The sequence below is a fragment of the Alcanivorax sp. 24 genome, from assembly GCF_004360225.1.
GTDB classification, from domain to species: Bacteria; Pseudomonadota; Gammaproteobacteria; order Pseudomonadales; family Alcanivoracaceae; genus Alloalcanivorax; species Alloalcanivorax xiamenensis.
The window spans coordinates 90,696-112,322 of record NZ_SNUA01000005.1 but is presented as its reverse complement, the minus strand read 5'-3'; the positions used below and the strand labels follow the sequence as shown (position 1 = coordinate 112,322).

Genomic DNA, 21,627 nt, shown 5'->3' with positions numbered 1-21,627 from the left:
GCCGGTGTCCCCCATTCGCTGCTAAAGCAGCTTCCCACAGCCGGTGCCACGAAGCCGCTGTGGGAAGCTGCTTTAGCAGCGAATGGGGGACGCCCCTCGTTCAGAACGTCGACCAGCCGGTGAACTCCATGATCCGATACAGCGCCACGCGCCAGTACGAGGTGTCCTCGTAGGCCTCGTAGGGCAGGCTGAACAGCATGTCGTCCGGGTTGCTCCAACGTCGTTCAAAGGTGCTCCGCGCTTCGCTGATCACCGGATCATCGGTCCCGGCCACCCATTCCACGCTGGTTTCCAGATTCAGATTATCCAGGTTGCGCCGGGTGTAGTTGGCGGAGCCGAGGATCAGCCGCGCCGGCCGGTCGCTGTCCGCCGCTGGGAAACGCAGCAACATCTTGGTATGGCATTGCTCCCCGGTGGTGGCGCACCAGCGCACCGCGGCGCCGGCGTCATGCAGTTCCCAGGCTACCTGACGGTTGGGCACACCGTTTTTCTCACGGCCGAAGGCATCCTTGTTCGGGTCCAGCAGCAGACGTACCCGTACGCCCCGCTGTTGCGCTTCGGCGAGAGCTCTCACCAGACGCCGGTGGGACAAATAAAATACGCCGACATCCAACTGCTCGCCCTGGCGGGCTTCGCTCACGGTGGCCAGCAGGGCATCGCGGATGGCACCTTCGGTGAGCAAGCGTAAATGGGGCAGGGCGTCGTCGCCGGTTTTCGAGGGCGCCGCCGGCCAGTCCCCGCCCACTTCGGCACCGGACCAACGCGCCACCGCCAGTTCCGAGTGCAGCACGTCGAGCGCCACCGCGCCGCTGAAGCGCAGAGCAATATTGGAGTGGGCACTGCTGGCGTCGTGGGCATTCGCCGAGGTGACCAGAGCGGTCCAATCGTCGCCCTCATCCACCACCAGGGTCTTGCGGTGATTGGCTTTGAAGTTGAGCAGGCTCAAATAGGTCCTCAAGGTCACCTCGTCTCCGCCGGTGGGATTGGGTAGCCAACCACCGCCGGCACTATTGCCGAACCACTGACAACATACCCGCCACGGCGCCGACCAGCTTGGGTTGGAGTCTCGCAGCCGGGGCAGACTGGTGAACACCACCGGAATGCCGGCTTCGCGCAGGCGTTCCAACTGGGGTGCCTGGACACCGCCATAGAGCGTGTTGAAGGGATCGGTGATGACCAGCACACGCAGCCCGGGCACCGCTTGGTGCCGGGCCAGCAACGCTTCAGTGAGTTGCTCACTGAGCGGCCGATGAGCGCTGCCGCTGTCTCCGGCGAAGGTGTTGAACAGGAACATATCCACCACCACCAGCTTGCGGGCCTGGCCGATCAAGCGGAAATACTCGTCGAAGATGGCCTGATCAAAATGGCGATCCCCTTGCGCGTCGCTCCAGGTGTCGTCCACCAGCAGCGCCACCTGGTGGGCGGAACGTGGTGGTCCGGCTTCGCCGACGCCTTCCGGCAGAGGCTTGTAGCGTTGCCAGATCGCTATCGCGATGAGCAGCACCAGCACCGTCAGCAGTGCTTTTTTCCATGGCTTCATAGTGTTTCCTGTCGCAAGTAGGGAGCAGCCGGAACGTGGCCGACCGCTGATATTCGCGGGGAGGGCGGCGGCGGGTCAAGGCGGACGGCGTGATTCGACGGTGCAAGGGATAATGGCACCTTCGTACATGTTGTGAAAAAAATGACGGTTTGGTTAACGCTCCGGCAACCGCCAGCCAACAGTGTTTTCACCCCCGTTGGGATAACAATCGGGGAAAACCCGGCATCGGCCGGGACTGAAAACGGAGAATAATAATGAAACGGCTGTTCTTGATCGGACTTTATGGTCTGTGTTTGCTCCTGGCCGCGTGTGGCGGTTCAGGGTCCTCGTCTTCCGGTGATCCTGCCCCGTCCCCCAACCCCGGGGGACCGGATGAGCCGGGGGAAACGGTGTGGGCGGACGGTGAGATCCAGGTGCTGTCCAACCGCGCCGATCTGATCAGCGGCGGTGACGCCCTGATCAACATCGTGGTGGAGGAGCCCGCCTTGCTGGAAGGCGCCCGTGTCAGCGTGGGCGGGCAGGATGCCGGGGCTGATCTCCAGCGCACCGGCGACACCCTGAGCGGTTTGATTACCGGCCTGGCGGAAGGCGGGAACACCGTCACCGTGACGCTGGCGGACGGCTCGCTGCTGCAACGTTCCCTGGTCAACCACCCGATTGGCGGGCCCGTGTTCTCGGGGCCGCAGATCGGGCCCTGGACCTGCACCAACGCCGCCGCCGAGGACGCCTTCTGCAACCAGCCGGCGGAATACCGCTTCAAATATGTGCCGGCGGATCGTCTGCAAGCGCTACTCACCGGTTTCGATCCGATGAACCCGGGCCTGCCCGCGGCTTTTCAGGACTATGACCCGGACAACCCGCCGCCGGCGGACCAGATCGCCAGGGTCACCACCGACCAGGACGTGGCAGTGCCGTTCATCGTTCGCGTGGAAACCGGCGTGATCAACCGTGACCGCTACCAGATCATGGCGCTGTACCAGCCGGACCAGCCCTGGAACGCGCTGGCGCCACAGCCGCAATGGAATGGCAAGCTGCTGATCCATCATGGCGGCAATGTGGGCGTCAGTTACGGGCCCGGTGAACCGCCCAACGGCGACATCGCCGGTACCGCGCCGGAAGGGGCGGAGATGCTGTTGGGTGACAGTGTTTCCGTGGCGCTGGGGCGTGGCTTCATTACGCTTTCCACCGCCCAGGCCAATCTCGGCCATAACGTCAATCTGGTCACCGCCGCCGAGTCGTTGATGATGGCCAAGGAGCGCATCGTCGAGCAGTACGGGCCGCTGCGCTACACCATTGGCACCGGCTGCTCCGGCGGCGCCATCGCCCAGCAACACATCGCCAATGCCTATCCGGGTATTTACCAGGGACTGATCGTGCAGTGTTCCTATCCGGATGTGTGGACCACCGCCAGTCAGTTCGCTGACTACAACCTGCTCAGCCGTTATTTCGGTAACCAGTTGCCGGAGAGCCCCACGGATCTGCTGTCGGTGATCACCTCATTGCTGACCTCGGGGACCCTTCCCGCGCTGCAGTGGTCGGCGTTTTACGGGCACTTGCCGCTCAATCCGGTGGTCTCCGATCTGGCGTTCTTCCCCTCGGCGTACCCCACCCAGGACGACTGTCCGGGGCTGGCGGACGGGGTGCCGCTGTACCACCCGGAAGAGCAGCCGGACGGGCTGCGCTGCGGTCTGATCGATTACATGGTGAATCAGTTCGGCACCCGGCCACCGTCTGTGTGGAGTGCCAACGAACAGGCGCTCGGCCGGGGATTCGCTGGTATTCCGCTGGATAACGTGGGGGTGCAATACGGCCTGCAAGCGTTGCGCGACGGCACCATCACACCAGGGCAGTTCCTCACCGTGAACCGGGAGATCGGTGGCTTCGACGTGGACATTCGTCACCAGCCCGAGCGCACCAGGGCCGACCCGGAAGCGCTGCGTAATGCTTACCGCACCGGCGCCATCAATACCGCCGAACATCTCGCCAATGTGCCGATCATCGATCTGCGCGGCCCGGACCCGGGGCTGGCCCACGACGCCTACCATTCCTGGCAGATGCGTGAGCGGCTGATCAGGACCCAGGGGCATGCCGACAATCATGTGATCTGGTTCGGCGCCTTCCCGTTGGCCGGCGACACGGTCTACACCACCGAGGCGTTGCTGGTGATGGACCGCTGGCTGTCCGATATCGAGGCCGATCCGGAGCCCGGGACCATCGAGGAGAAAGTGGTGGCGCGCAAGCCGATTCAGGCGCGCGACCGTTGTCTGTCGGTATCGTCGCTGTTGGGCGCCGATGGCCCGATCGTGCCGTTCACTGGCAATCTGTTGTATCCGGACCCGTTGATTCCAGGGCTGGATTTGTCCCTGCTGCCACCGCCGCCGCCGGAACTGGGCGTGGTGGTGGATGCGGTCACCGCCCAGGTGTGCGGTCTGGACCTGAGCGCGCTGGGTTTGCCGGGTATCGTCGGTGATCTGCTGTCCCCGATCACCGACATCGTCGCCGGATTGCAGCAAACCGTGGTGCAGACCCGCTTCGGTACGCCGCGCACCGTGGCTGGTGACGATATCACCACCCTGGTCAACAAATGCCAGTTGAAACCGGTGGACCCGGCGGACTATCCCTCCGGGCTGTTGTCCGGTATTCCCGATCCGGACGCCTTCGCCGCGCAGGTGGCGGAGATTTTCCCGGACGGGGTTTGTGATTACAGCCAGCCGGGCGTGGAGCAGGTGCCCACCGAAACCTGGTTGCAGTATGGCACCGCGGAGCAGGTGATCACCGGCGGCGCGCCGCTCACCGGCGACGCCGGCGATTCCCGTCAGGGTTGGGCGTCACCGGCGTTCGGGGTGGGGCTGTAGGACGTTTGAAGGTGCTTCCATCGCGGCTCGTGAGCCGCGATTGATCAGCGGTAGTCGTCGAAGCCCGGATCGTCGCGGAAGGTCAGTGCCTGATCCCAACCGGGCAGACGGATATCCTGGTCGGTGATGCTCAGGTCATCGCCGCTCAAAACGCCGTCGTTGAAGTGGTAATCCGGCGCGGTTTCACCGGCCAGGGCCCGTCGTTCGTAGTCGGCGGCGGCTTCGCGGGTGCCGGTTACCCGGTCCCGCCAGCTGTCCAGAGCGCGCTCGCCATGACGACGACGCAGCAGGTCCAGAGTGGCGTCCGGGGACAGCATCACCGCGGTGGCGTTGTTGCCGCCGAACCCTTTCGAGTTGAGCAGCGCCGCCGAGGGCCGTAATTCGCGGTGCTCGCGGGAGAACGACAGATTGCTGTCGTGCAGATCGGCGGCGAAATGATCCACGGTGGCGATCCCCGGCAGTAATCCATCCTGGAAGGTGCCCGCCGCGGACGCCAGCTGGTCGCCGCCGGCGCTGCCGAGGGAATGGCCCACATAGGCTTTGATCGCGGCCACCGGCCAGTCGCGGATGGCGAACGCCTTGGCCACTTCATTGAGGACGTGGGATTCGGTAACCCGGTTCTGCGGCGTGCCGGTGCCATGGGCGTGCACCACACTGTTGTTGCGCAGGGCGTCCTCGCCCAGCAACTGACGCACCAGGGAAGCGGCGCGGCCCAGGGTCAGATAGTTGCCAATGCCCGGCGATGAGATGGATTTCTTGGCGCCGTCGGCGTGAACGAACACATCCGGTACCGACGCCAGAATATCGGCGCCCAATTCCAGCGCCAGGCTGTCGTCCATCACCACCGCGAACTGAGCGGATTCCGCCATGGTGAAACCGCAGTTGTCCGAGAACGGCCGGCAGGCGCGGCGCAGGTCCGCCTGTTTGGCGCCATCCAGGGCCGCCAGGGCTTCATCCTCGGCCAGGGCACCCATGGCGCGATAGCCTTCCAGCACTTCCGGCACCAGTGGCGCTTCGCTGGTGCCCACCACCACCAGCCGGGCGCGGCCGTTGCGGATCGCGTGTATCGCTCGTTCCAGGTTGTAGAGGAACGTGGCGCAGGCGCCGAGCATGCCGCCGGTGCCGCCAGGGCTGCGCAGCACATAGGCGTTGATGAAATCGGCGGTCATCTCGCCGAGGCCCAGCGGACACTGCTTGGAGGTGGTGCGCTGGCCCAGCGACGGGGCGCGCATCATGCCGCCGAGACCATGGTCGTCCAGTTGCGCCATGGCGTTGGAGGCGAACACCGCGACCTCGTCCGGGGCCAGCCGGCCACGCAATTGATCCCAGGGAATACCGAGCATGCCAAAGGCGTCACTGACACCGTAAATAGCCATTTGCAGGGCGCGGGGATGATTGCGTGAAGCGTACAGAGTGGCGGGGTCGAAACCGCTGGGCAGTTGACCGGCGGCGCTGACCCGCCGGGCGCTGGCCGCCGGTGCGCGCAGTTCGGCACCGGCGGGCAAAGTGACCCGGCTGCGGTGGCGGTTCAGTTCGGTGACTTGCCAGCCCTCCGGCAGCGGGTGGGGCAGATCCAGATTTCGCATCTCCAGAGTCACCGGAGCGTCGCTGTGGCCGTTGCTCGCCATGGTGATGCGCACCGCTTCCGGCAATTCGCGAATCAAAGTGGCGTTGAGCAGTTGCTGGCGATCGCTCAGGCCGGTGAGCGCGGACAGGCTGTCCAGAGTCTGTTGTTGTCGGTGGGCATCCAGCGCTTCGAACACCATGCGGCGGAAGCCGTGATGCATGGAGGTGCGGCCGGCGGCGTTGATGCCGCCCACGGCGGTAATGACGGGCAGGGCGGACATGGTACTCCCTAGAATGATGACTAATCGGTCAATTCTAGGCCCCAGGATAGCGTTTGCGTATCAATGCCGCCGCCGGAGTTGCAACGGGATATTACCGCTGGCACTTCCGCAGGCTGACTACTTTCCATTGAGGGTGCCACGAGGCCACTGTGGGAAGCTTGCTTGAAAGCGAATCTTGGTCTCCGAGAACCCATTCGCTTGCAAGCAAGCTTCCCACAGTGGCTCCGTGGCCCGGCCCGTGGGAAGCTGTCTGACGCGGCGGTTTTTACAGCAGTTCGATGGCCACCGCGGTGGCTTCGCCGCCGCCGATGCACAGGCTGGCCACGCCGCGTTTGCCGCCGGTGCGTTTGAGCGCGTGAATCAGTGTCAGGATGATGCGCGAGCCGGTGGACCCGATCGGGTGGCCCAATGCACAGGCGCCGCCATGGATGTTCAGTTTGTCGTGGGGAATGCCCAGGTCGATCATTGGCAGCATCGCCACCATGGCGAAGGCTTCGTTGATCTCGAACAGATCCACGTCATCCACGCTCCAACCGACCTTTTTCAGCAGTTTCTCGGTGGCGCCGATCGGTGCCACGGTGAACTCGCTGGGATGACGGCTGTTGGTGGCATGGCCAAGAATGCGCGCCACCGGCGCCAGACCACGTTCGGCGGCCACCGATTCCCGTGCCAGCACCAGCGCCGAAGCGCCGTCGGAGATGGAGCTGGCGTTGGCGGCGGTGACCGTGCCGTCTTTCTTGAACGCCGGTTTCAGATTCGGGATTTTGTCGATATTGGCGTTGCCCGGCTGCTCATCGGTATCCACCACGGTTTCGCCCTTACGGGTGGTGACCGTGACTGGCACGATTTCGTCCTTGAACCAGCCCTGCTGAATGGCGGCCTGGGCGCGTTTCAACGATTCGATGGCGAACGCGTCCATCTGCTCGCGGGTAATGCCGCGCTGATCCGCCACGTCCTGCGCGAACGAGCCCATCAACCGGCCAGTCTCGGCGTCTTCCAAGCCGTCCAGGAACATGTGGTCATGGACCTGACCGTGGCCCATCCGCAGGCCGGCACGGGCCTTGTCCAGCACATAGGGAGCGTTGGTCATGGATTCCATGCCGCCGGCGACGACGATGTCATGACTGCCCGCCTTGATCATGTCGTGACCGAACATGGTGGCACGCATGCCGGAACCGCACAGCTTATTGACGGTGGTGGCGCCGGTGCTGTCCGGCAGACCGGCCTGGCGCATGGCCTGACGCGCCGGGCCCTGTTTGAGGCCGGCCGGCAGTACGCAGCCCATGACCACATCTTCGATATCGGTGGCCTTGAGGCCGGCGCGGGCCACTGCTTCGCGGATGGCGACGGCGCCCAGGGTCGGCGCGGTCACTGGCGCCAGACTGCCTTGAAAGCCGCCCATGGGGGTACGAGCGCCATTAACGATGACAACGGAATCTTGGGACATGATGTTTCCTCGATCATGGGAGCCGTCCACCATTCCATGGCGGCCGGCCGGGATGTAAAAAGCGGGGTTATTGTACTTGAGATGGGCGGGATCGTCCCCAGGTGTCAGAGACACCGTCGCGGATGATACAGCCGCAGCCAATCGACACGATAGTGCCGGTCTATGTGGTTCGCCGAAAAGCCGCTTGCTATGATGCACCGGGCCACGGGTGGGAGCGCAACTTCCGCCTGCGGATGGCTGCGATCATCCGCTTCAATGGCAACACGTCAGATAACAGTCAGGGGAAATGACTATGGCTTTTGAACTTCCGCCGCTTCCGTACGAGAAGAACGCCCTGGAACCGCACATCTCCCAGGAAACCCTCGAATATCATCACGGCAAGCACCACAACGCCTACGTCACCAAGCTCAACGAGTTGACCAAAGGCACGGACGACGAGAACAAGTCCCTGGAGGAGATCATCCAGTCCGCCAAAGGGGGATTGTTCAACCAGGCGGCGCAGGTATGGAACCATACCTTCTATTGGAACAGCCTGAGCCCCAACGGCGGTGGCGCACCCACCGGTGATCTGGCCGATGCGATCAACAAAGCCTTTGGCTCCTTCGACAAGTTCAAGGAAGCGTTCAACGCCAAAGCGGTCGGCAACTTCGGCTCCGGCTGGACCTGGCTGGTGAAAAACAGCGACGGCAGCCTGGAAATCGTCAACACCGACGACGCCGACACCCCGATCGCCCACGGCAAGGGCCAGACCCCGCTGCTGACCGTGGACGTGTGGGAGCACGCTTACTACATCGATTACCGCAACGCCCGTCCCAAGTATCTGGAAACCATCTGGAACCTGATCAACTGGGACTTCGCCGCGAAAAACTTCGCCGGCTGATCCTGCCCGCAGGCGGTGCCCTGGTGCGCCGCTGTGGACTTGCCGCGCCGCCGGACGAGGCCTTCGGCCACGTCGTGGCGGCGACGGTATCTCCTCCGCCCACCGGCCGTGACGCGATGCCGGACAAGACTCCCCCGACACGGTAATATGGCTCCCTTGAACGGCGGCCGTTTCCGCCTGTCTGACAGATTCCCGTTCACTTTACTGGTACCACTTCAGGATGCCCTATGACCCAAGAGCGTGACGTCAAGCTGGGTGATATCGACGATCTTTCCCTGGATGATCCGCCCCATTCCAATCACCACCGGCCGCCGGCCAAGGAACCGGCTCGTCGTAGCGGCGGCGGGGGAGGGGGCGGTGGCCGACGCGAGCCACCGGCGCGCCCCAAGGGCGGTGGCGGCAGCGGCGGCTGGATCGCCGCCACGCTGGTGCTGGCGGTACTGCTGGCGGTGGTCGCGGGCTACTTCTACACCGAAATCTCCCGACTGCAAGCGCAGATGGAGACGCGTATCAGTGAGTCGTCCGAGCAACTCGGCAATCTGCAATCCAAGCTGTCCGAGACCGGCGAATCCGCCACCGAGTCCTACGGCAAACTGCAGGCCAACGTCGGCGATCTGAACAAGACGGTGAAGGAACACGGCTCCGAAATCCGCAAACTGTGGGATCTGAGCAACAAAGGCAATAAGGACGCCATTGCCGCCAACGACGCCGCGATCAAAAAGCAGGCCCAGAGTGTCCAGTCCACCCAGGCCAGCCTGGCGGAACTGAAGAAAACCGTGACCGGTTACGATGACGCCATCCGCAAGGCCGGCGGCCAGGCGGACGCGGTACGCAAGCAACTGGACAGCGCGGTGAAGTCGGTCAACGACAGCAACGCTCAATTGCGTACCCAGGTTGGCCAGTTGCAGACTCAGGTGGATGTACTGGTGGATTCGCTGAAACAGCTGGAACAGCAAAGCAAGAACCAGCAAACCGCCATCAGCCGCCTGCAAACCCGCACCAGCGGCCAAAGCGACGAGCGCCTCAAGGAAATCGAGGCCGCCATCCAGGCCTTCGACGCCTATCGCATCCAGGTCAACAACCGCCTGGATCAATTGGAGCGCTAAGGACTCTCTGAAAAACGCCATGCCGGACTTGATCCGGCATCTCCCGCTACGAAGTGATGCGCCCTCCAGAGGGAGAACCCGGGTCAACCCTGGGATGACGAGGTGTTTTTCAGTGGTTCCCTAAAGCCCCACGACCGGCTGGCTTTTGCCCGGCCGGCTGCTACAATGTGCCCGCCCGCGCCAGTGGTGGAATTGGTAGACACGCCAGATTTAGGTTCTGGTGCCGAGAGGTGTGGGGGTTCAAGTCCCTCCTGGCGCACCACTATCCCCTTGATTCATCCCCTCGAGTTTCGAGTGATATCCGCCGGATTTTCGGCAGGTTTATCATTCGTCGCTGTTACGACTCTTCCTTGTGGCCTTTCACCAACGGCAAAAAAATCCTGTCCACCCACGCCGTTCGTAATGCCTCCGGCGGTGGTGAGAAGGTCATCAGGACGTGGTGACGAAACAGCACGCCCAGCAGAGTATCCACCGGAGGGGCAAGGTTTTGCTCCAGGATCTCACCACGCTCCACCGCTCTGTCCAGTAGTGCCCTGAGCGTTTCCTTGCCACCTGCCAACAGGGCAGTGCGCAGGTCCTGCGGCGTGGAGGAGGTGTCTTGAAAATACTCGCTGGAGAACAAGGTGAAGACAGCGGCGATCCCCTTGGCACGGGTGGATGCCAGCTCCAGGTATTCCAGCAATTCCGTGCGCAGATCACCTCGATCCGCCACGGCCATGAGGTGCTTCGCCATCTGCTGCCGGATCGCCGCGATGGCCAGTTCCGCTTTGTCGTTCCAGCGTCGGGCCAGTACCGGCCGGCTGGTGCCGGCCCGATTGGCCACGCCCTCCATGGTTAAACCGCTATATCCACGTTCGGTCAGTTCCGTCCAGGCTGCTTCCAGCAGAGCGGCCTCGAGATCCGCGCCGCGCCGGCGTCCCTTCATTGTATGAATCCTTTATTAAGATGCATTGATGTATCTTGACGTGCCAGAAGGTCCACCAATAGGATGCGACAACGCATCTTAATTGACGGGGAATGAAAATGACAAACAGTGATGGGCTGAGACGCCTGGGTGAGGCGGGTTTTAGATGCTCGCTGGGTATGGTGATGCTGGGTATCTCGGCGTCGGCGGCGGCGGATTCGGAACAAGCCCGCTCCCGTCATTTGGCCCTGGGCCTGGGGGTCGCGGGGCTGCCCCGATACCAGGGCGCCGATGAGTACGAGGCCGAGCCCGTTCCGCTTATTGACGCACGCTATGGTCGCTTCTTCGCCAGAAGCGGCGAGGGCATTGGCATCACCGCCATCGATACCGACGGATTCACGGCGGGCGTCAGCGCTAACTGGATGAGAGGTTACCAGGATGATGACGTGCCCAGGGGGATCGACGAGGTAGACAGTGCTTTGGGGGCACGGTTGTTTGTCTCGACCAGACTTTGGGGCGTGGTGGCTACCCTGGCCACCACTCGGGCCATTACCGAAGTGGAGCGAGGGTTGCTGGTCAATGCCGTTCTGGCTTATCCCATTCACGCCACGGAACGGTTGGTGGTGACCCCGAGTCTGGGCGCGACCTGGGCCAATGAGAAATACATGATCAGTTATTTCGGTATTGATGCCACCGAGTCGGCGGCATCGGGATTGGCTCCATATCAGCCGGAGGATGGTTTCAAGGATGCCTCGCTCCGCATCAAGGCCAGCTATCGGATGACGGAGAACGTCAGCGCCTGGGGAGCCGTCGGGGTAACGCGTCTGCTTGGTGAAGCAGCGGATAGTCCTCTGGTCGAGGACGACACGCATGCCATCGGGCTGCTCGGGTTCGTCTACGGATTCTGAATCACGGACGGTGTGGCAGGGCTAGTGCATTTCATTCATGTCGTGGGTCAGGTTGCGCTGCAGGGTGTGCTTGAGCATGGCATTCAGATCCACATCCAGTTCGGCCAGTGAGCGCGCCGGCCGTTGCTCCCGGGTCGATAGCGGAGTGATACCTGTCGGTGCCGCGACTCGGGGGGCGAGGGAGAATTCATCGAGCAGTACTTCCTCCCCCTCGGGATACAGGTTGCCGTCTTCGTCGCTGACCGCGTAGCTGCGTGCACGGATTCGCCGGTCTTCCACATCCACGACGGTGAAGCCGTGGCATACCCTGGACACGGCGGCCCAGTTGGCGGGTTCCTCGATCAGCTCATAGAGACTTTGCCCGCCGCCTCCCTGAGTGACCTGGACATAACCGTTGTCGGATGGCTTGCCGTAGGCCATCGGATACGAGCGCTCAAAAACATGGTCGTGGCCCACCAGGACCAGGTCCACGTCGTAGCGCAGCAGAATTTGTTCTTCCACCGCCACCAGGGCAAAGTTGGCGGGGTCGCGGCCTTCGCAGTTGGTCCACAGGGTGTAGTGCTGGACAAAAACGATGAAGTCTATTTCGCCGTCACGCCGGCGCCGCCAGGCTTCGGCCAGGTCTTTTTCCATTGCCGCCAGTTCCACCAGAAGTTCGGTGGTGGAGGACAAATCGGTCAGCAGTGAACCACCAGTGCTGAAAAAGAAATGCACGCGATTGTAATCGAAACCGTAATAAATGCCTTTGCCCGGCTGGCTTACACGGCTGCGGTAGCCCTGCCCGCCGCCGTCCTTGTTTTCATGATTGCCAGGACAGGTCATTACCGGTACTCGGGTAGCGAGGGGCTCGAGCATGTCGAAGTACCGGTCCCATACCGGCTGGTCGCCGTTGGCGTAGGAGAGATCGCCGGCGACGATGAAAAAATCCGGCGCCTGGTTTTCCACGTTGCTTAGAACACGCTGGCTGGCGTCCCGCAGTCCGTGATCGCCGAAGTGGCAAAAACGAAAGCCATCGGTGCGGGTGGGCGCGAATACCCGCGTTGGACTCCAGCCGCCGTTGTCTGACCCGACCCGATAGCGTACCGCCTGTCCCGCTTGCAGACCGGTCAGTGTGGCTACGTGCGTGAGGGCCTCCACGCCGTAAGTCTCATGCGCCGTGCCCGTGACCTCAAAAGGAAAGGCCGCGTTGGTGAGTGAGCATGAGTCCGCATCCCCAATGACGGGACCGTACTGAATCCGGGTGCCGGGATCCGTGGTGCCGTCGGTGAACCAGGTCAGGGTGCGGGTGGTGTGAGGATGATCGGTCCAACTGGCGTGAAGCCCTCGCGGGGGCTGCGCGCCGACGGTTTCCTCGGGAGGGCATTCGGGCTCCTCCGGTGTCTCCGGATCGTCCGGTTGGTTTGGGGAGGGGGGCGGGGTAGATGGGGTGGACGGTGGGTTGGAGCCGGAACCCCCGCCGCCGCAGGCGGTGAGGGTCGACGATGCCATTCCCAACAGAATGGCCCGGACGATAGCGCGGCGAGTAAAACGGGAATCCACGGCAAGCACCTTGGTGTCAGAGTAGTTGCAGCACGAAAGGGAAACCCTAAGAGGCCTTGTTGTCGCTAATGTGACGTTCCCGTTTGGGGATACATAAAAAAACAATAATCCGGAAGGAATAAAATTGCCGTTCAGCATAAACCGGTCAGGTTTATCCGTTCAGATTTTGCTGAAAGAACGCCTTGATCGTGTCCAACACTTCCTCCGGTTTTTCCTTGTGCGGCACGTGGCCGCAGTCCCGCATGATCTTCTTCGTCGCCGGTCCGGCGCAGAGTGAGGTGATGCGTTCCGGGTGAATCAGCGAGCCGTACTCATCACGGTCACCATGGATGGCGAGCACCGGGCAACGCACGCGCGGCAGGGCGTCATTGAGGGTCCAGTCCTGGAAGGGTTCGGAAAGCCAGGTGTCGACCCAGGCGCTGAGAACCCATTCCGCTTTGTCACCGTGGTATTTGCGCAGGCGGTCCATTTGTTCCTTTTCGGCGAAGCCACGGTCGGCGTCACGAATGCCGGCCAGGGTGAGGTCCTCGACGAAGGTTTGGGCGGACTCCGTGATCAACGCCCGGCAACGGTCGGCGAAAGCATCGGCGCAGAACGTGGCCATGCCGCCACCGACACTGTGTCCGAATACCACCGCGCTTTCCAATTGCAATGCCTGACAAAGTTCGGGGAAGGCATCCCGCGCTTCCTGCCGCACGAAGTCAGGGCCCAATTTGCCGGGGTGGGGATCCGATTGGCCGAAGCCGAGGCGGTCATAGGCGATCACTTCCCGTCCGCTGGCGCTGGCAAGCTGTTGCGGGAAGTCGCGCCATAGTGCGACACAGCCCAGTGAATCATGGAACAGGACTATCGGCGTTGGAGTGGAGACGTTTTTCGGTGTCCAGCGTTTCACGAAAAGGCGCCCCTGGGAGGCGTTGATCCAGGTTTCTTCCACGAAAAGCGAGTGCATGCGGCTTCCTTGATTCAATCGGTGGTGGTCTCTCCGGATGGCCGGGAACGGCCGGTCAGGGAATGGGGTGGTGGCCGGCATCAGCGGCGATCATAACAAGAGCTTGTTTTTCATGCCTGCTCCATCCCGGGAATGTCTTTCATCTTCTCAACCAGAAAATCGATCAACAAGCGCACCCGGGTGATGCCGGCGCGTTCCGGCACGATCAACAGATTGATCGGCACCGACGGCAAGGCATAGTCCGGCAGAATCCGCACCAGCCGCCCCGAGGCCAGCAGGTCGTCCACCAGCCAGTGGTGGGTGGGGCCGAGGCCACGGCCGGCGGCGAAGGCCTCACGGGCCGCCAGGCCATGATCGACACGCAGACGTCCGCCAAAGGGCACGGTGTGCTGGCGGCCATCCGGTCCTTGCAGGGTCAGGGTATCGCTGCCCGCCACGTTGGTCATGCGTACACCCTGATGCCGGGATAACGCCTCAATGGTGGTGGGCGTGCCGTGTCGGGCCAGATACTCCGGTGAGGCCACCATCAGGCGTTGGGAGCGGCCCAGTGGGCGCAGCTTGAGGTTGCTGTCATCGAGTGGGCCGAGACGCAGGGCCAGATCCACGCCTTCGCGAACCAGGTCGATGCGTTCATCGGTGAGATTGAATGCCACATCGATGTCCGGGTAACGATCCTGGAAGGCGAAAACCAGCCGGCTGGCTTGCCGCACGCCAAACGCGGCGGAGCAGGACAAGCGGATGGTGCCGGCTTCGGCGCCACGGGCACTGCGTGCCTCCGCCGCCGCCTGATCCACCAGGCGCAGAATCTGCACGCATCGGCTGTAATAACGGCGGCCTTCCTCGGTGACGGTGACACGGCGGGTGGTGCGGCTGAGCAGCGGTACCCCCAGTGCGTCCTCCAACTCCCTCAGGTGACGGGTCACGGTGGACTGGCCGATGCCAAGTTCCCGTGCCACCGCGGACAGACTGCCACGTTCGGCCACGCGAACGAAACTGCGCAGGCGCTCCAGGCTGATGTTTGATTTATCCATTTTTCGGCTAAATGTTATGTATTGAGTTGGTATACCGGATTAGTGCCTCGCTGGCTATGGTCCTTTCTCCGAGCAATCAATGGAGAGGATCCATGAAAGTATTACTGGTGTTCGCTCATCCTGAGCCCCGTTCCCTCAACGGTGCCTTGCGTGATGTGGCGGTGGCGGAGATGGAAGCGCTGGGGCATGAGGTACGAGTCTCGGATCTGTATGCCCGGGGTTGGAAGTCCCACGTGGATGGCGCCGATTTCCCGGCGTTGCCGCCGGAGGCGCGGTTGAAGGTGCCTGGCGCCTCCAGGGATGCGTTTGTCGGTGATGGCCTGACCGCCGACGTGGCGGCGGAAATCGAGAAACTGCGGTGGGCGGATACCCTGATTTTGCAGTTTCCGCTGTGGTGGTTTTCCATGCCGGCGATTCTCAAGGGCTGGGTGGATCGCGTGTTCGCCTATGGTTTTGCCTACGGCGTCGGCGAACACAGTAATGATCGCTGGGGTGACCGCTATGGCGAGGGGAGCCTGACCGGCAAAAAGGCCATGCTGATGGTGACCGCCGGTGGTTGGCGGGAGCATTACTCCGCTCGCGGTATTAACGGTCCGATAGAGGATCTGTTGTTCCCGATCCATCACGGCATCCTGTTCTATCCCGGTTATCAGGTGCTGCCGCCGTTCGTGGTGTATCAGGCGGACCGGTTCGGTGAACGGGACTTTGAGAGCGCGGCGCGGCGGTTGCGGGAACGGCTGCGCACTCTGGACACCGCCACGCCGATGCCATACCGGCGGCAGAATGCCGGCGATTACACCATTCCCGAGTGCGAACTGCGGCCCGGTCTGGAGGACGCCGGCGGCAGCGGGTTCGCCCTGCACCTGTACGATGACGGAAAACGGTAACACCGGCGAAGTGTAATCAGCGTAACCGGACGTGCCTGGTGCCGCTCGCGGCGGGTATCATGCCCTTCCCGGAGTTCAGCCCTACATGGGAGGCACGCGTGAAAAACGGACTGTTCCTGTTGGTTGCCATTGTCTCTGAAGTGGCGGCGACATCGGCGTTGAAAGCCAGTGAAGGGTTTACCCGATTGTGGCCGTCGCTGGTGGTGGTGCTGGGGTACGGGTTGGCGTTTTACTTTCTGTCGTTGACATTGCGGGCGATTCCGGTGGGGGTGGCCTACGCGATCTGGTCCGGACTCGGCGTGGTGCTGGTGGCGATACTGTCCTGGTTGCTTTACGGGCAAAAGCTGGATGCACCGGCGTTGCTGGGGATGGGCCTGATCATTAGCGGCGTGGTGGTCATGAACCTGTTCTCCAGTTCCTCTGTTCATTGAGCCGGGCGATCAGACGGGTCGAGGTTGAAATCGGCACTGCGCGTCTCTATTATTTGACTATATCAACTATTTGCCGTCCCCCGTTCTCACCCCACTATCAGGTCTCCTATGTCCCGTCCTTACCCGGTTACCTTGCCTGTCATATTGGCACTGGCCATGGCCCTGGGGCCATTGTCGGTGGACGCTTATCTGCCGGCGTTTCCGCGCATGGCCGAAGCTTTGGGGGTGGAGATCAGCGAGATTGCCCGCAGCCTGTCGATTTACGTGTTCGGCCTGGCGGTGGGGCAACTGGTGGGCGGGCCCCTGTCCGATGCCATCGGCCGGGCGCGGGTGATGTATCTGGGGCTGCTCATTTTCATGGTCGCTTGTCTCGGCGTCAGCAGCTCGGAATCGGTCTCCGCGTTGTTGGGCTGGCGGGCGCTGCAGGCCTTCGGCGGCGGCTGCGTCGCGGTGCTGGTGCCGGCGTTGGTACGGGATCGGGTGCATGGCGCGGATGCCGCCAAACTGTTCAGTATGATCGGTTTGATCATGGTGGTGGCGCCGGGGGTGGCGCCAAGCATCGGCAGCGCCATTCTGGCGGTGGGAAGCTGGCATACCATTTTTCAGTTTCTGGCCGTGTACGCGGTCTGTCTGGCGCCGCTGACTTATTTTTTCGTGCTGCGGCAGGGCCCGCGCAATGGCGGCGGCGCGGCGCCAAGCGAGTCGCTCTGGCAGCGTTACAAGGCAGTGTTGGCCATCACCCCGGCGCTGCCGTTCCTGTATCTGCAGGCGTTCGCGTTTTCGGTAATGATGCTGTTCATCACCCACGCGTCCTTTATCTATCAGGAACATTTCGGTCACACGGAGAGCGTATTCGCGCTGATGTTTGGCGCCAACATCGTGATGATGCTGATCGCCAACCTCACCAACCGGGTATTGTTGAACCGATTTTCTTCCCGGCACATTCTTTGCGGTTTCCTGGTGCTGCAGTTCGTCGGCTGCGTGTGGCTGGCGATCATGACCGCCACCGAAGCCCCGGTGTGGCTGTTTCTGCCGGCGATGATGCTCACCGTGGGCGCTCAGGGTGGGGTGGTGCCGAACAACCAGGCGTGCTTCATGGAGTACTTCGACCGTCACGGCGGCACCGCCGCGTCACTGCTGGGAGCGGCTCAGTTCGGCATTGCCGGGGCGTTGAGCGCCTTGTCCACGCTGTTGCCGGAAACCCTGCCGTCGGTGATCGCCGCCATGTTCGCCTGCTCACTGGTGTGCATGGTGATCGTCATGGCGGTGGTGAGGCCATTCCGCTATCCGGCCTGAGTCGCAACGCATCATTGGCCATTCGCGAGCAAGCTCGCTCCCACAGAGGGCTAGGAAGTCGCTGTGGGAGCGAGCTTGCTCGCGAATGGCCGGGATCAGCGCCCTATTGGCGGCGCTGTCGCTTCCACGCATTGCGTGATCACTTCAACGACCAGATCCCGGCTCGGATCGGGCTGATCCCGCAGCCAGATGCACAGCGACTGATGATGAGCCGGGGCATCCTCGATAGGCAGGAACACCTCCTGGCGGAAGCGTGCTCCGGTCAGCGCCTTGGGCACCAGCGAGACACCCATGCCATGCGCCACCAGCGCCATGATGGTCAGCCAGTGCGTCACCTGGTGGCGGATTTGCGGCTCCAGTCCGGCTAGGTGGAATTGGGAAATGATGCGGTCGTAATAATGCGGCGCCAGATTGCGGCTGAACATGATCAGTGGCTCGCCGGCCAGATCCCGCAGCGTCAACGAGCGCCGTGAGGCCAGCGGGTGATGCGGAGGCAGACAGGCCAGGAAAGGGTCATCGGCAATGGGCAGCGAGGCGATGCCGTCCGGCAGCGGCATGGCATGAATGAAAGCCAGATCCAGTTGTCTGGCCTGCAGTGCCGCCAACTGTTCCGCCGAGTTACGCTCGATCAACTGAACCTCGATACCGGGGTGAGCGTCTTCCAACTGCCTCAGCATCGCTGGCAGGTGACGAAAAATCATCGCCGGCGTGAACCCCACCCGCACCACGCCGGAGGCGCTGGAAGCGATCCGTTGCACCAGGTTCTGGGAGGCTTCCAGATTCTCCAGCAGTCGCCGGGCCTCGCGCTGAAACACCTCCCCGGCGGGTGTCAGGGCCACGTGTTTACTGCTGCGTTCCAGCAGCTTTACCCCCAACTCTTCCTCCAACTGACGCAGACTGGCGCTCAGTGGTGGCTGGGAGATGTGCAGGCGTTTGGCGGCACGGCCGAAGTGCAGGTCCTCGGCGAGCACCAGGAAGTAGCGCAATTGGCGGAAGGTCAGGGCCATGGTCCGGCTCCCATTAAAGATACTGAAAATGCTATCGATGAATAGAAAAATCGGATTGGAGGTCGGAAAAACCCCTTTATATCATGCGATAAATACTATGAATAAGAGAGGTTTGCCATGGCCAAGGCGATTTATCGCAATATTCCGGACAGCCAGGGGAACAACGCTTACCAACAGGACCCGGATTTCGCCCGTTTGTTGTCGGTGTATCTGCCCGCGGAACTGCGTGATCACCTGGAGCCGGTGTTTCAGGAACTGGGTGCCCTGACCGGGGATGAGCTGGAAGGGTTGGCGCGGGAGGCGGACCGTAATCCACCGACGCTGCGATTCCGTAATCGGGACGGCAGCGATGCCCAGGTGGTGGTGAAGCATCCCTCCTATCAGCGTCTGGAATACTACGCTTTTTCCCGCTTTGGTCTGGCCGCCATGTCCCATCGTGGCAATGTGCTGGGCTGGCCGGAAATCATGCCGCCGTTAGTCAAATACGGGCTTACTTATCTGTTCGTGCAGGCGGAATTCGGCCTGTGCTGTCCGTTGAGCATGACCGATGCGCTGACTCGCACCCTGCGCAAGTTCGGTGACCAGGAACTGATCAACCGCTTCATCGATGACCTCACCTCCCAGGACGAAGACACCCTGTTCCAGGGCGCCATGTTCATGACCGAGCAGGATGCCGGTTCCGACGTTGGCGCGATCACCACGGAGGCCCGTTTCGAGGACGGTGTCTGGCGTCTGTACGGTGACAAGTGGTTCTGCTCCAACGCCGACGCCGATCTGGCCATGGTGCTGGCTCGTCCCTCTGGCGGCGATGGCGGCACCAAGGGGCTGACGTTATTCCTGCTGCCGCGCCGTCTGCCCGACGGCAGCCTCAACCGCTATCGCCTTATCCGTCTCAAGGACAAGCTGGGCACCCGGTCCATGGCCAGCGGTGAAATCGTGTTGGAAGGCGCGGAAGCTTATGTGGTGGGGGAGCCGGGCAACGGCTTCAAGCAGATGACCGACATGATCAATATGTCGCGGTTGTCCAATGGCGTGCGTTCCGCCGGCATGATGCGCCGCTCCATCAATGAAGCCCTGTTCATTGCCCGTAACCGGGTGGCGTTCGGCCGCAAGCTGATCGATCTGCCGTTGCTGAAGCGGCAACTGGTGAAAATGATGGTCACCGCCGAACAGGGCCGCAGCATGGTGTTCCACACGGCGGAATGTTTGCGCCGAGCGGACCAGGGGGATGCGGTGGCGGCCAAACTGCTGCGCATCCTCACGCCGTTGATCAAGTTCCGCACCACCCGGGATGCCCGCAAGGTGGCCGCCGACGGCATGGAAGTGCGTGGTGGTTGCGGCTACATCGAAGAGTGGTCCGATGCCCGGGTATTGCGCGACGCCCACCTGGGCTCGATCTGGGAAGGCACCAGCAACATCGTCGCGCTGGACGTGTTCCGCGCGATCCGGCGGGAACAGACATTGCCGGTGTTGAGCGAGCATCTCCAACAACTGTTGTCGGAAAGCGCCTTGTCCGACAGCGAGCGCCAGCGTTTCGAGTCGGTGCTCGAACAGGTGACCGCCGCCGCTGAGCGGGTGGCTGGCGACAATACCCTGGAAGCGGATGCGCGCCGCATCGCCAGCGCGTTGTACAACTTCACCTCGGCGGTCTTCCTGGCCTGGGAAGCGGCGCGCATCGGCGATGACTTGCGCCGTCTGGCGCTGGCCAAACTGGTGTTGAGCCATAAACTGTTGCCACGGGATCCGCTCAAGCCGGAGGCCGGCGACGGTGACTGGTTAGCGGCCTTGCTGGCGGAAACGCCGCTGTCCCGGGATCAGGTGGACGCGGTCTGGGAGGCGTAGGTATCGCGGCTCGTGAGCCGCGCTGCCGGGCCTATCGCAGGACGGCGAGGCCCTGTCTGACCAACGGCGCCCCGGTTCGCAGGGCGGTTTCCAAAATCTGGCGCCGCCGCCGCGGATCCATCATGTTGTAGCCGAACGCGGCGAGATCCTCCGGGCCGGGCTCCAACCGCACCACTTTTTTGCCCCGCTGCTTCAGCGCGGCTTCTTCCTGGTCGACACGGGTGGTCATATAGCGGCGCAGCCGCCGCTCCAGCCTTTCCAGGGCATTGCCCGGACGGCCCGGATGTCGTGATGCCATCGGTGCCAACAGGATGACCTCGTCCACATTGCGATCCAGCAGTAGGTCGGCGGAGGTGGGAGAGACGATGCCGCCGTCCAGGTAGTGGCGGCTACCGATCTTCACCGGCGGACACCAGCCGGGCACGCCATAAGAGGCGCAGACCGCGTCGCTGAGCGTGGCCCTGGGGGCATCGTCCCGACCGAACGCCACGCGCCGGCCGCTGGTGCTGTCGGCGGCGATGATCCAGGTAGCCGGGTGGGGAACCCAGCCATCGGGGGTTTGCACCTCTTCGCTCAGCCGCCGGAACGGTGCCATGTCCAACCGGCCTCGGGGCAGCAGACCGCACAAGCCGGTCAGAGCCGGCACCCGGCCGCGCAGGGCCAGCATCGCCAGTGCCGGATTGTTCAGTCCCGGAGCTGGCAGCGGGGGCAGGGCGCCGCCGGCATCGCGATCATGATCCCATTGACACCCTGACGACCGTTGTTGCTGGCAGGCCAGCAGCTGTTCCACCGAGCGACCGCCACCGAGTTGCGCGGCCAGGACAGCGCCGACCGACGTGCCCATCAGCACCGCCGCGTCACGGACATCCCAGCCCGATTGCTGCTCCAGGTGATGCAGAACCGCTACCGACCAGGCGCCACCGGCGACGCCACCGCAACCAAGAACCAGGGCACGGCGGGGCGAGGAAGAACGGGCTGGTGGCATGATGACGACTCCGCGGCAAAGGTGGGGATGATGCCCCCGCCGTTCCGGCGGGGCCAGGTGAATGGGGGTCAATTGCTGGCGCCGTCATGTTCTGGAGTGGGCGCGAATTCCTTTATTGTTACGTTATAACATGATAAAAACGCCTTCGCACTTTCGTCACCTTGGCATCGTCG

Annotated in this window: 17 protein-coding genes and 1 tRNA gene; 9 read left to right on the top strand and 9 right to left on the bottom strand. The window is 62.7% G+C overall.

All coding sequences use genetic code 11. From position 1 onward, the window contains the following. Nucleotides 1-100: 100 nt before the first annotated feature. The gene (locus E0L37_RS08765) at nt 101-1,540 is read right to left on the bottom strand and encodes a phospholipase D family protein (protein WP_133491371.1); all 1,440 of its coding nucleotides are present in this window, start codon (nt 1,538-1,540) and stop codon (nt 101-103) included. Nucleotides 1,541-1,794: 254 nt separating this feature from the next. On the opposite strand from E0L37_RS08765, the gene E0L37_RS08760 reads away from it, so the two are divergent. Then, the gene (locus E0L37_RS08760) at nt 1,795-4,395 is read left to right on the top strand and encodes a DUF6351 family protein (protein WP_133491370.1); all 2,601 of its coding nucleotides are present in this window, start codon (nt 1,795-1,797) and stop codon (nt 4,393-4,395) included. A 44-nt stretch (nt 4,396-4,439) separates the two neighbouring features. Here the strand turns inward: E0L37_RS08760 and E0L37_RS08755 are convergent, their stop codons facing one another. After that, nucleotides 4,440-6,242 carry a beta-ketoacyl synthase gene (locus E0L37_RS08755; protein WP_133491369.1) on the bottom strand — a complete coding sequence of 601 codons (1,803 nt, stop codon included), beginning with the start codon at nt 6,240-6,242 and terminating at the stop codon, nt 4,440-4,442. 265 nt (nt 6,243-6,507) lie between these two features. After that, complete coding sequence (locus tag E0L37_RS08750) at nt 6,508-7,689, bottom strand: acetyl-CoA C-acyltransferase (protein ID WP_133491368.1); 1,182 nt, start codon at nt 7,687-7,689, stop codon at nt 6,508-6,510. Between the two features lie 292 nt (nt 7,690-7,981). Between E0L37_RS08750 and E0L37_RS08745 the strand changes: the two genes are divergently transcribed. The 3 genes from E0L37_RS08745 (at nt 7,982) to E0L37_RS08735 (ending at nt 9,937) form a co-directional block, all read left to right on the top strand. After that, nucleotides 7,982-8,569, top strand: a complete 588-nt coding sequence (locus tag E0L37_RS08745; RefSeq protein ID WP_133491367.1) for a superoxide dismutase — start codon at nt 7,982-7,984, stop codon at nt 8,567-8,569. A 227-nt stretch (nt 8,570-8,796) separates the two neighbouring features. Continuing rightward, on the top strand, nt 8,797-9,675 hold the full coding sequence (locus E0L37_RS08740) for a hypothetical protein (protein ID WP_133491366.1): 879 nt from the start codon (nt 8,797-8,799) through the stop codon (nt 9,673-9,675). 177 nt (nt 9,676-9,852) lie between these two features. Continuing rightward, nucleotides 9,853-9,937 (top strand) — tRNA-Leu (locus tag E0L37_RS08735). Nucleotides 9,938-10,012: 75 nt separating this feature from the next. Here the strand turns inward: E0L37_RS08735 and E0L37_RS08730 are convergent. Beyond that, nucleotides 10,013-10,600, bottom strand: coding sequence for a TetR/AcrR family transcriptional regulator (locus tag E0L37_RS08730; protein ID WP_133491365.1), 588 nt, complete (start codon nt 10,598-10,600; stop codon nt 10,013-10,015). 98 nt (nt 10,601-10,698) lie between these two features. On the opposite strand from E0L37_RS08730, the gene E0L37_RS08725 reads away from it, so the two are divergent. Further along, complete coding sequence (locus E0L37_RS08725) at nt 10,699-11,487, top strand: MipA/OmpV family protein (protein ID WP_240687444.1); 789 nt, start codon at nt 10,699-10,701, stop codon at nt 11,485-11,487. 21 nt (nt 11,488-11,508) lie between these two features. On the opposite strand, the gene E0L37_RS08720 is transcribed toward E0L37_RS08725, so the two are convergent. The 3 genes from E0L37_RS08720 to E0L37_RS08710 form a co-directional block, all read right to left on the bottom strand. Next, on the bottom strand, nt 11,509-13,026 hold the full coding sequence (locus tag E0L37_RS08720) for a metallophosphoesterase family protein (protein WP_133491364.1): 1,518 nt from the start codon (nt 13,024-13,026) through the stop codon (nt 11,509-11,511). A 151-nt stretch (nt 13,027-13,177) separates the two neighbouring features. Next, complete coding sequence (locus E0L37_RS08715; protein ID WP_133491363.1) at nt 13,178-13,975, bottom strand: alpha/beta fold hydrolase; 798 nt, start codon at nt 13,973-13,975, stop codon at nt 13,178-13,180. A 110-nt stretch (nt 13,976-14,085) separates the two neighbouring features. Continuing rightward, nucleotides 14,086-15,006: a LysR family transcriptional regulator gene (locus tag E0L37_RS08710; protein ID WP_133491362.1), complete on the bottom strand. Its 921-nt coding sequence runs from the start codon at nt 15,004-15,006 to the stop codon at nt 14,086-14,088. A 92-nt stretch (nt 15,007-15,098) separates the two neighbouring features. Here E0L37_RS08710 and E0L37_RS08705 point away from each other — a divergent pair, with 92 nt between their 5' ends. The 3 genes from E0L37_RS08705 to E0L37_RS08695 all read left to right on the top strand — a co-directional run bounded on the left by E0L37_RS08705 (nt 15,099) and on the right by E0L37_RS08695 (nt 17,620). Next, a complete protein-coding gene (locus tag E0L37_RS08705; RefSeq protein ID WP_133491361.1) occupies nt 15,099-15,893 on the top strand; it encodes an NAD(P)H-dependent oxidoreductase in 795 nt (264 codons plus the stop codon). A gap of 98 nt (nt 15,894-15,991) precedes the next feature. Next, nucleotides 15,992-16,324 (top strand): multidrug efflux SMR transporter, encoded by a 333-nt coding sequence (locus tag E0L37_RS08700; RefSeq protein WP_133491360.1) that lies wholly within the window; start codon nt 15,992-15,994, stop codon nt 16,322-16,324. Nucleotides 16,325-16,432: 108 nt separating this feature from the next. After that, nucleotides 16,433-17,620, top strand: a complete 1,188-nt coding sequence (locus tag E0L37_RS08695; protein ID WP_133491359.1) for a multidrug effflux MFS transporter — start codon at nt 16,433-16,435, stop codon at nt 17,618-17,620. 95 nt (nt 17,621-17,715) lie between these two features. On the opposite strand, the gene E0L37_RS08690 is transcribed toward E0L37_RS08695, so the two are convergent. Beyond that, on the bottom strand, nt 17,716-18,627 hold the full coding sequence (locus E0L37_RS08690; RefSeq protein ID WP_133491358.1) for a LysR family transcriptional regulator: 912 nt from the start codon (nt 18,625-18,627) through the stop codon (nt 17,716-17,718). A gap of 117 nt (nt 18,628-18,744) precedes the next feature. Between E0L37_RS08690 and E0L37_RS08685 the strand changes: the two genes are divergently transcribed. Further along, nucleotides 18,745-20,469 carry an acyl-CoA dehydrogenase family protein gene (locus E0L37_RS08685; protein WP_133491357.1) on the top strand — a complete coding sequence of 575 codons (1,725 nt, stop codon included), beginning with the start codon at nt 18,745-18,747 and terminating at the stop codon, nt 20,467-20,469. A gap of 31 nt (nt 20,470-20,500) precedes the next feature. On the opposite strand, the gene E0L37_RS08680 is transcribed toward E0L37_RS08685, so the two are convergent. Next, nucleotides 20,501-21,454, bottom strand: a complete 954-nt coding sequence (locus E0L37_RS08680) for a patatin-like phospholipase family protein (protein ID WP_097058594.1) — start codon at nt 21,452-21,454, stop codon at nt 20,501-20,503. Nucleotides 21,455-21,627: the final 173 nt, after the last annotated feature.

What these genes read in the sequence shown, in the direction of transcription:
- E0L37_RS08690 (WP_133491358.1), bottom strand. Translation starts at nt 18,627, where the DNA reads ATGGCCCTGACCTTCCGCCAATTGCGCTACTTCCTGGTGCTCGCCGAG.
- E0L37_RS08745 (WP_133491367.1), top strand. Translation starts at nt 7,982, where the DNA reads ATGGCTTTTGAACTTCCGCCGCTTCCGTACGAGAAGAACGCCCTGGAA.
- E0L37_RS08715 (WP_133491363.1), bottom strand. Translation starts at nt 13,975, where the DNA reads ATGCACTCGCTTTTCGTGGAAGAAACCTGGATCAACGCCTCCCAGGGG.
- E0L37_RS08740 (WP_133491366.1), top strand. Translation starts at nt 8,797, where the DNA reads ATGACCCAAGAGCGTGACGTCAAGCTGGGTGATATCGACGATCTTTCC.
- E0L37_RS08760 (WP_133491370.1), top strand. Translation starts at nt 1,795, where the DNA reads ATGAAACGGCTGTTCTTGATCGGACTTTATGGTCTGTGTTTGCTCCTG.
- E0L37_RS08695 (WP_133491359.1), top strand. Translation starts at nt 16,433, where the DNA reads ATGTCCCGTCCTTACCCGGTTACCTTGCCTGTCATATTGGCACTGGCC.
- E0L37_RS08765 (WP_133491371.1), bottom strand. Translation starts at nt 1,540, where the DNA reads ATGAAGCCATGGAAAAAAGCACTGCTGACGGTGCTGGTGCTGCTCATC.
- E0L37_RS08730 (WP_133491365.1), bottom strand. Translation starts at nt 10,600, where the DNA reads ATGAAGGGACGCCGGCGCGGCGCGGATCTCGAGGCCGCTCTGCTGGAA.
- E0L37_RS08755 (WP_133491369.1), bottom strand. Translation starts at nt 6,242, where the DNA reads ATGTCCGCCCTGCCCGTCATTACCGCCGTGGGCGGCATCAACGCCGCC.
- E0L37_RS08680 (WP_097058594.1), bottom strand. Translation starts at nt 21,454, where the DNA reads ATGCCACCAGCCCGTTCTTCCTCGCCCCGCCGTGCCCTGGTTCTTGGT.
- E0L37_RS08725 (WP_240687444.1), top strand. Translation starts at nt 10,699, where the DNA reads ATGACAAACAGTGATGGGCTGAGACGCCTGGGTGAGGCGGGTTTTAGA.
- E0L37_RS08685 (WP_133491357.1), top strand. Translation starts at nt 18,745, where the DNA reads ATGGCCAAGGCGATTTATCGCAATATTCCGGACAGCCAGGGGAACAAC.
- E0L37_RS08710 (WP_133491362.1), bottom strand. Translation starts at nt 15,006, where the DNA reads ATGGATAAATCAAACATCAGCCTGGAGCGCCTGCGCAGTTTCGTTCGC.
- E0L37_RS08750 (WP_133491368.1), bottom strand. Translation starts at nt 7,689, where the DNA reads ATGTCCCAAGATTCCGTTGTCATCGTTAATGGCGCTCGTACCCCCATG.
- E0L37_RS08705 (WP_133491361.1), top strand. Translation starts at nt 15,099, where the DNA reads ATGAAAGTATTACTGGTGTTCGCTCATCCTGAGCCCCGTTCCCTCAAC.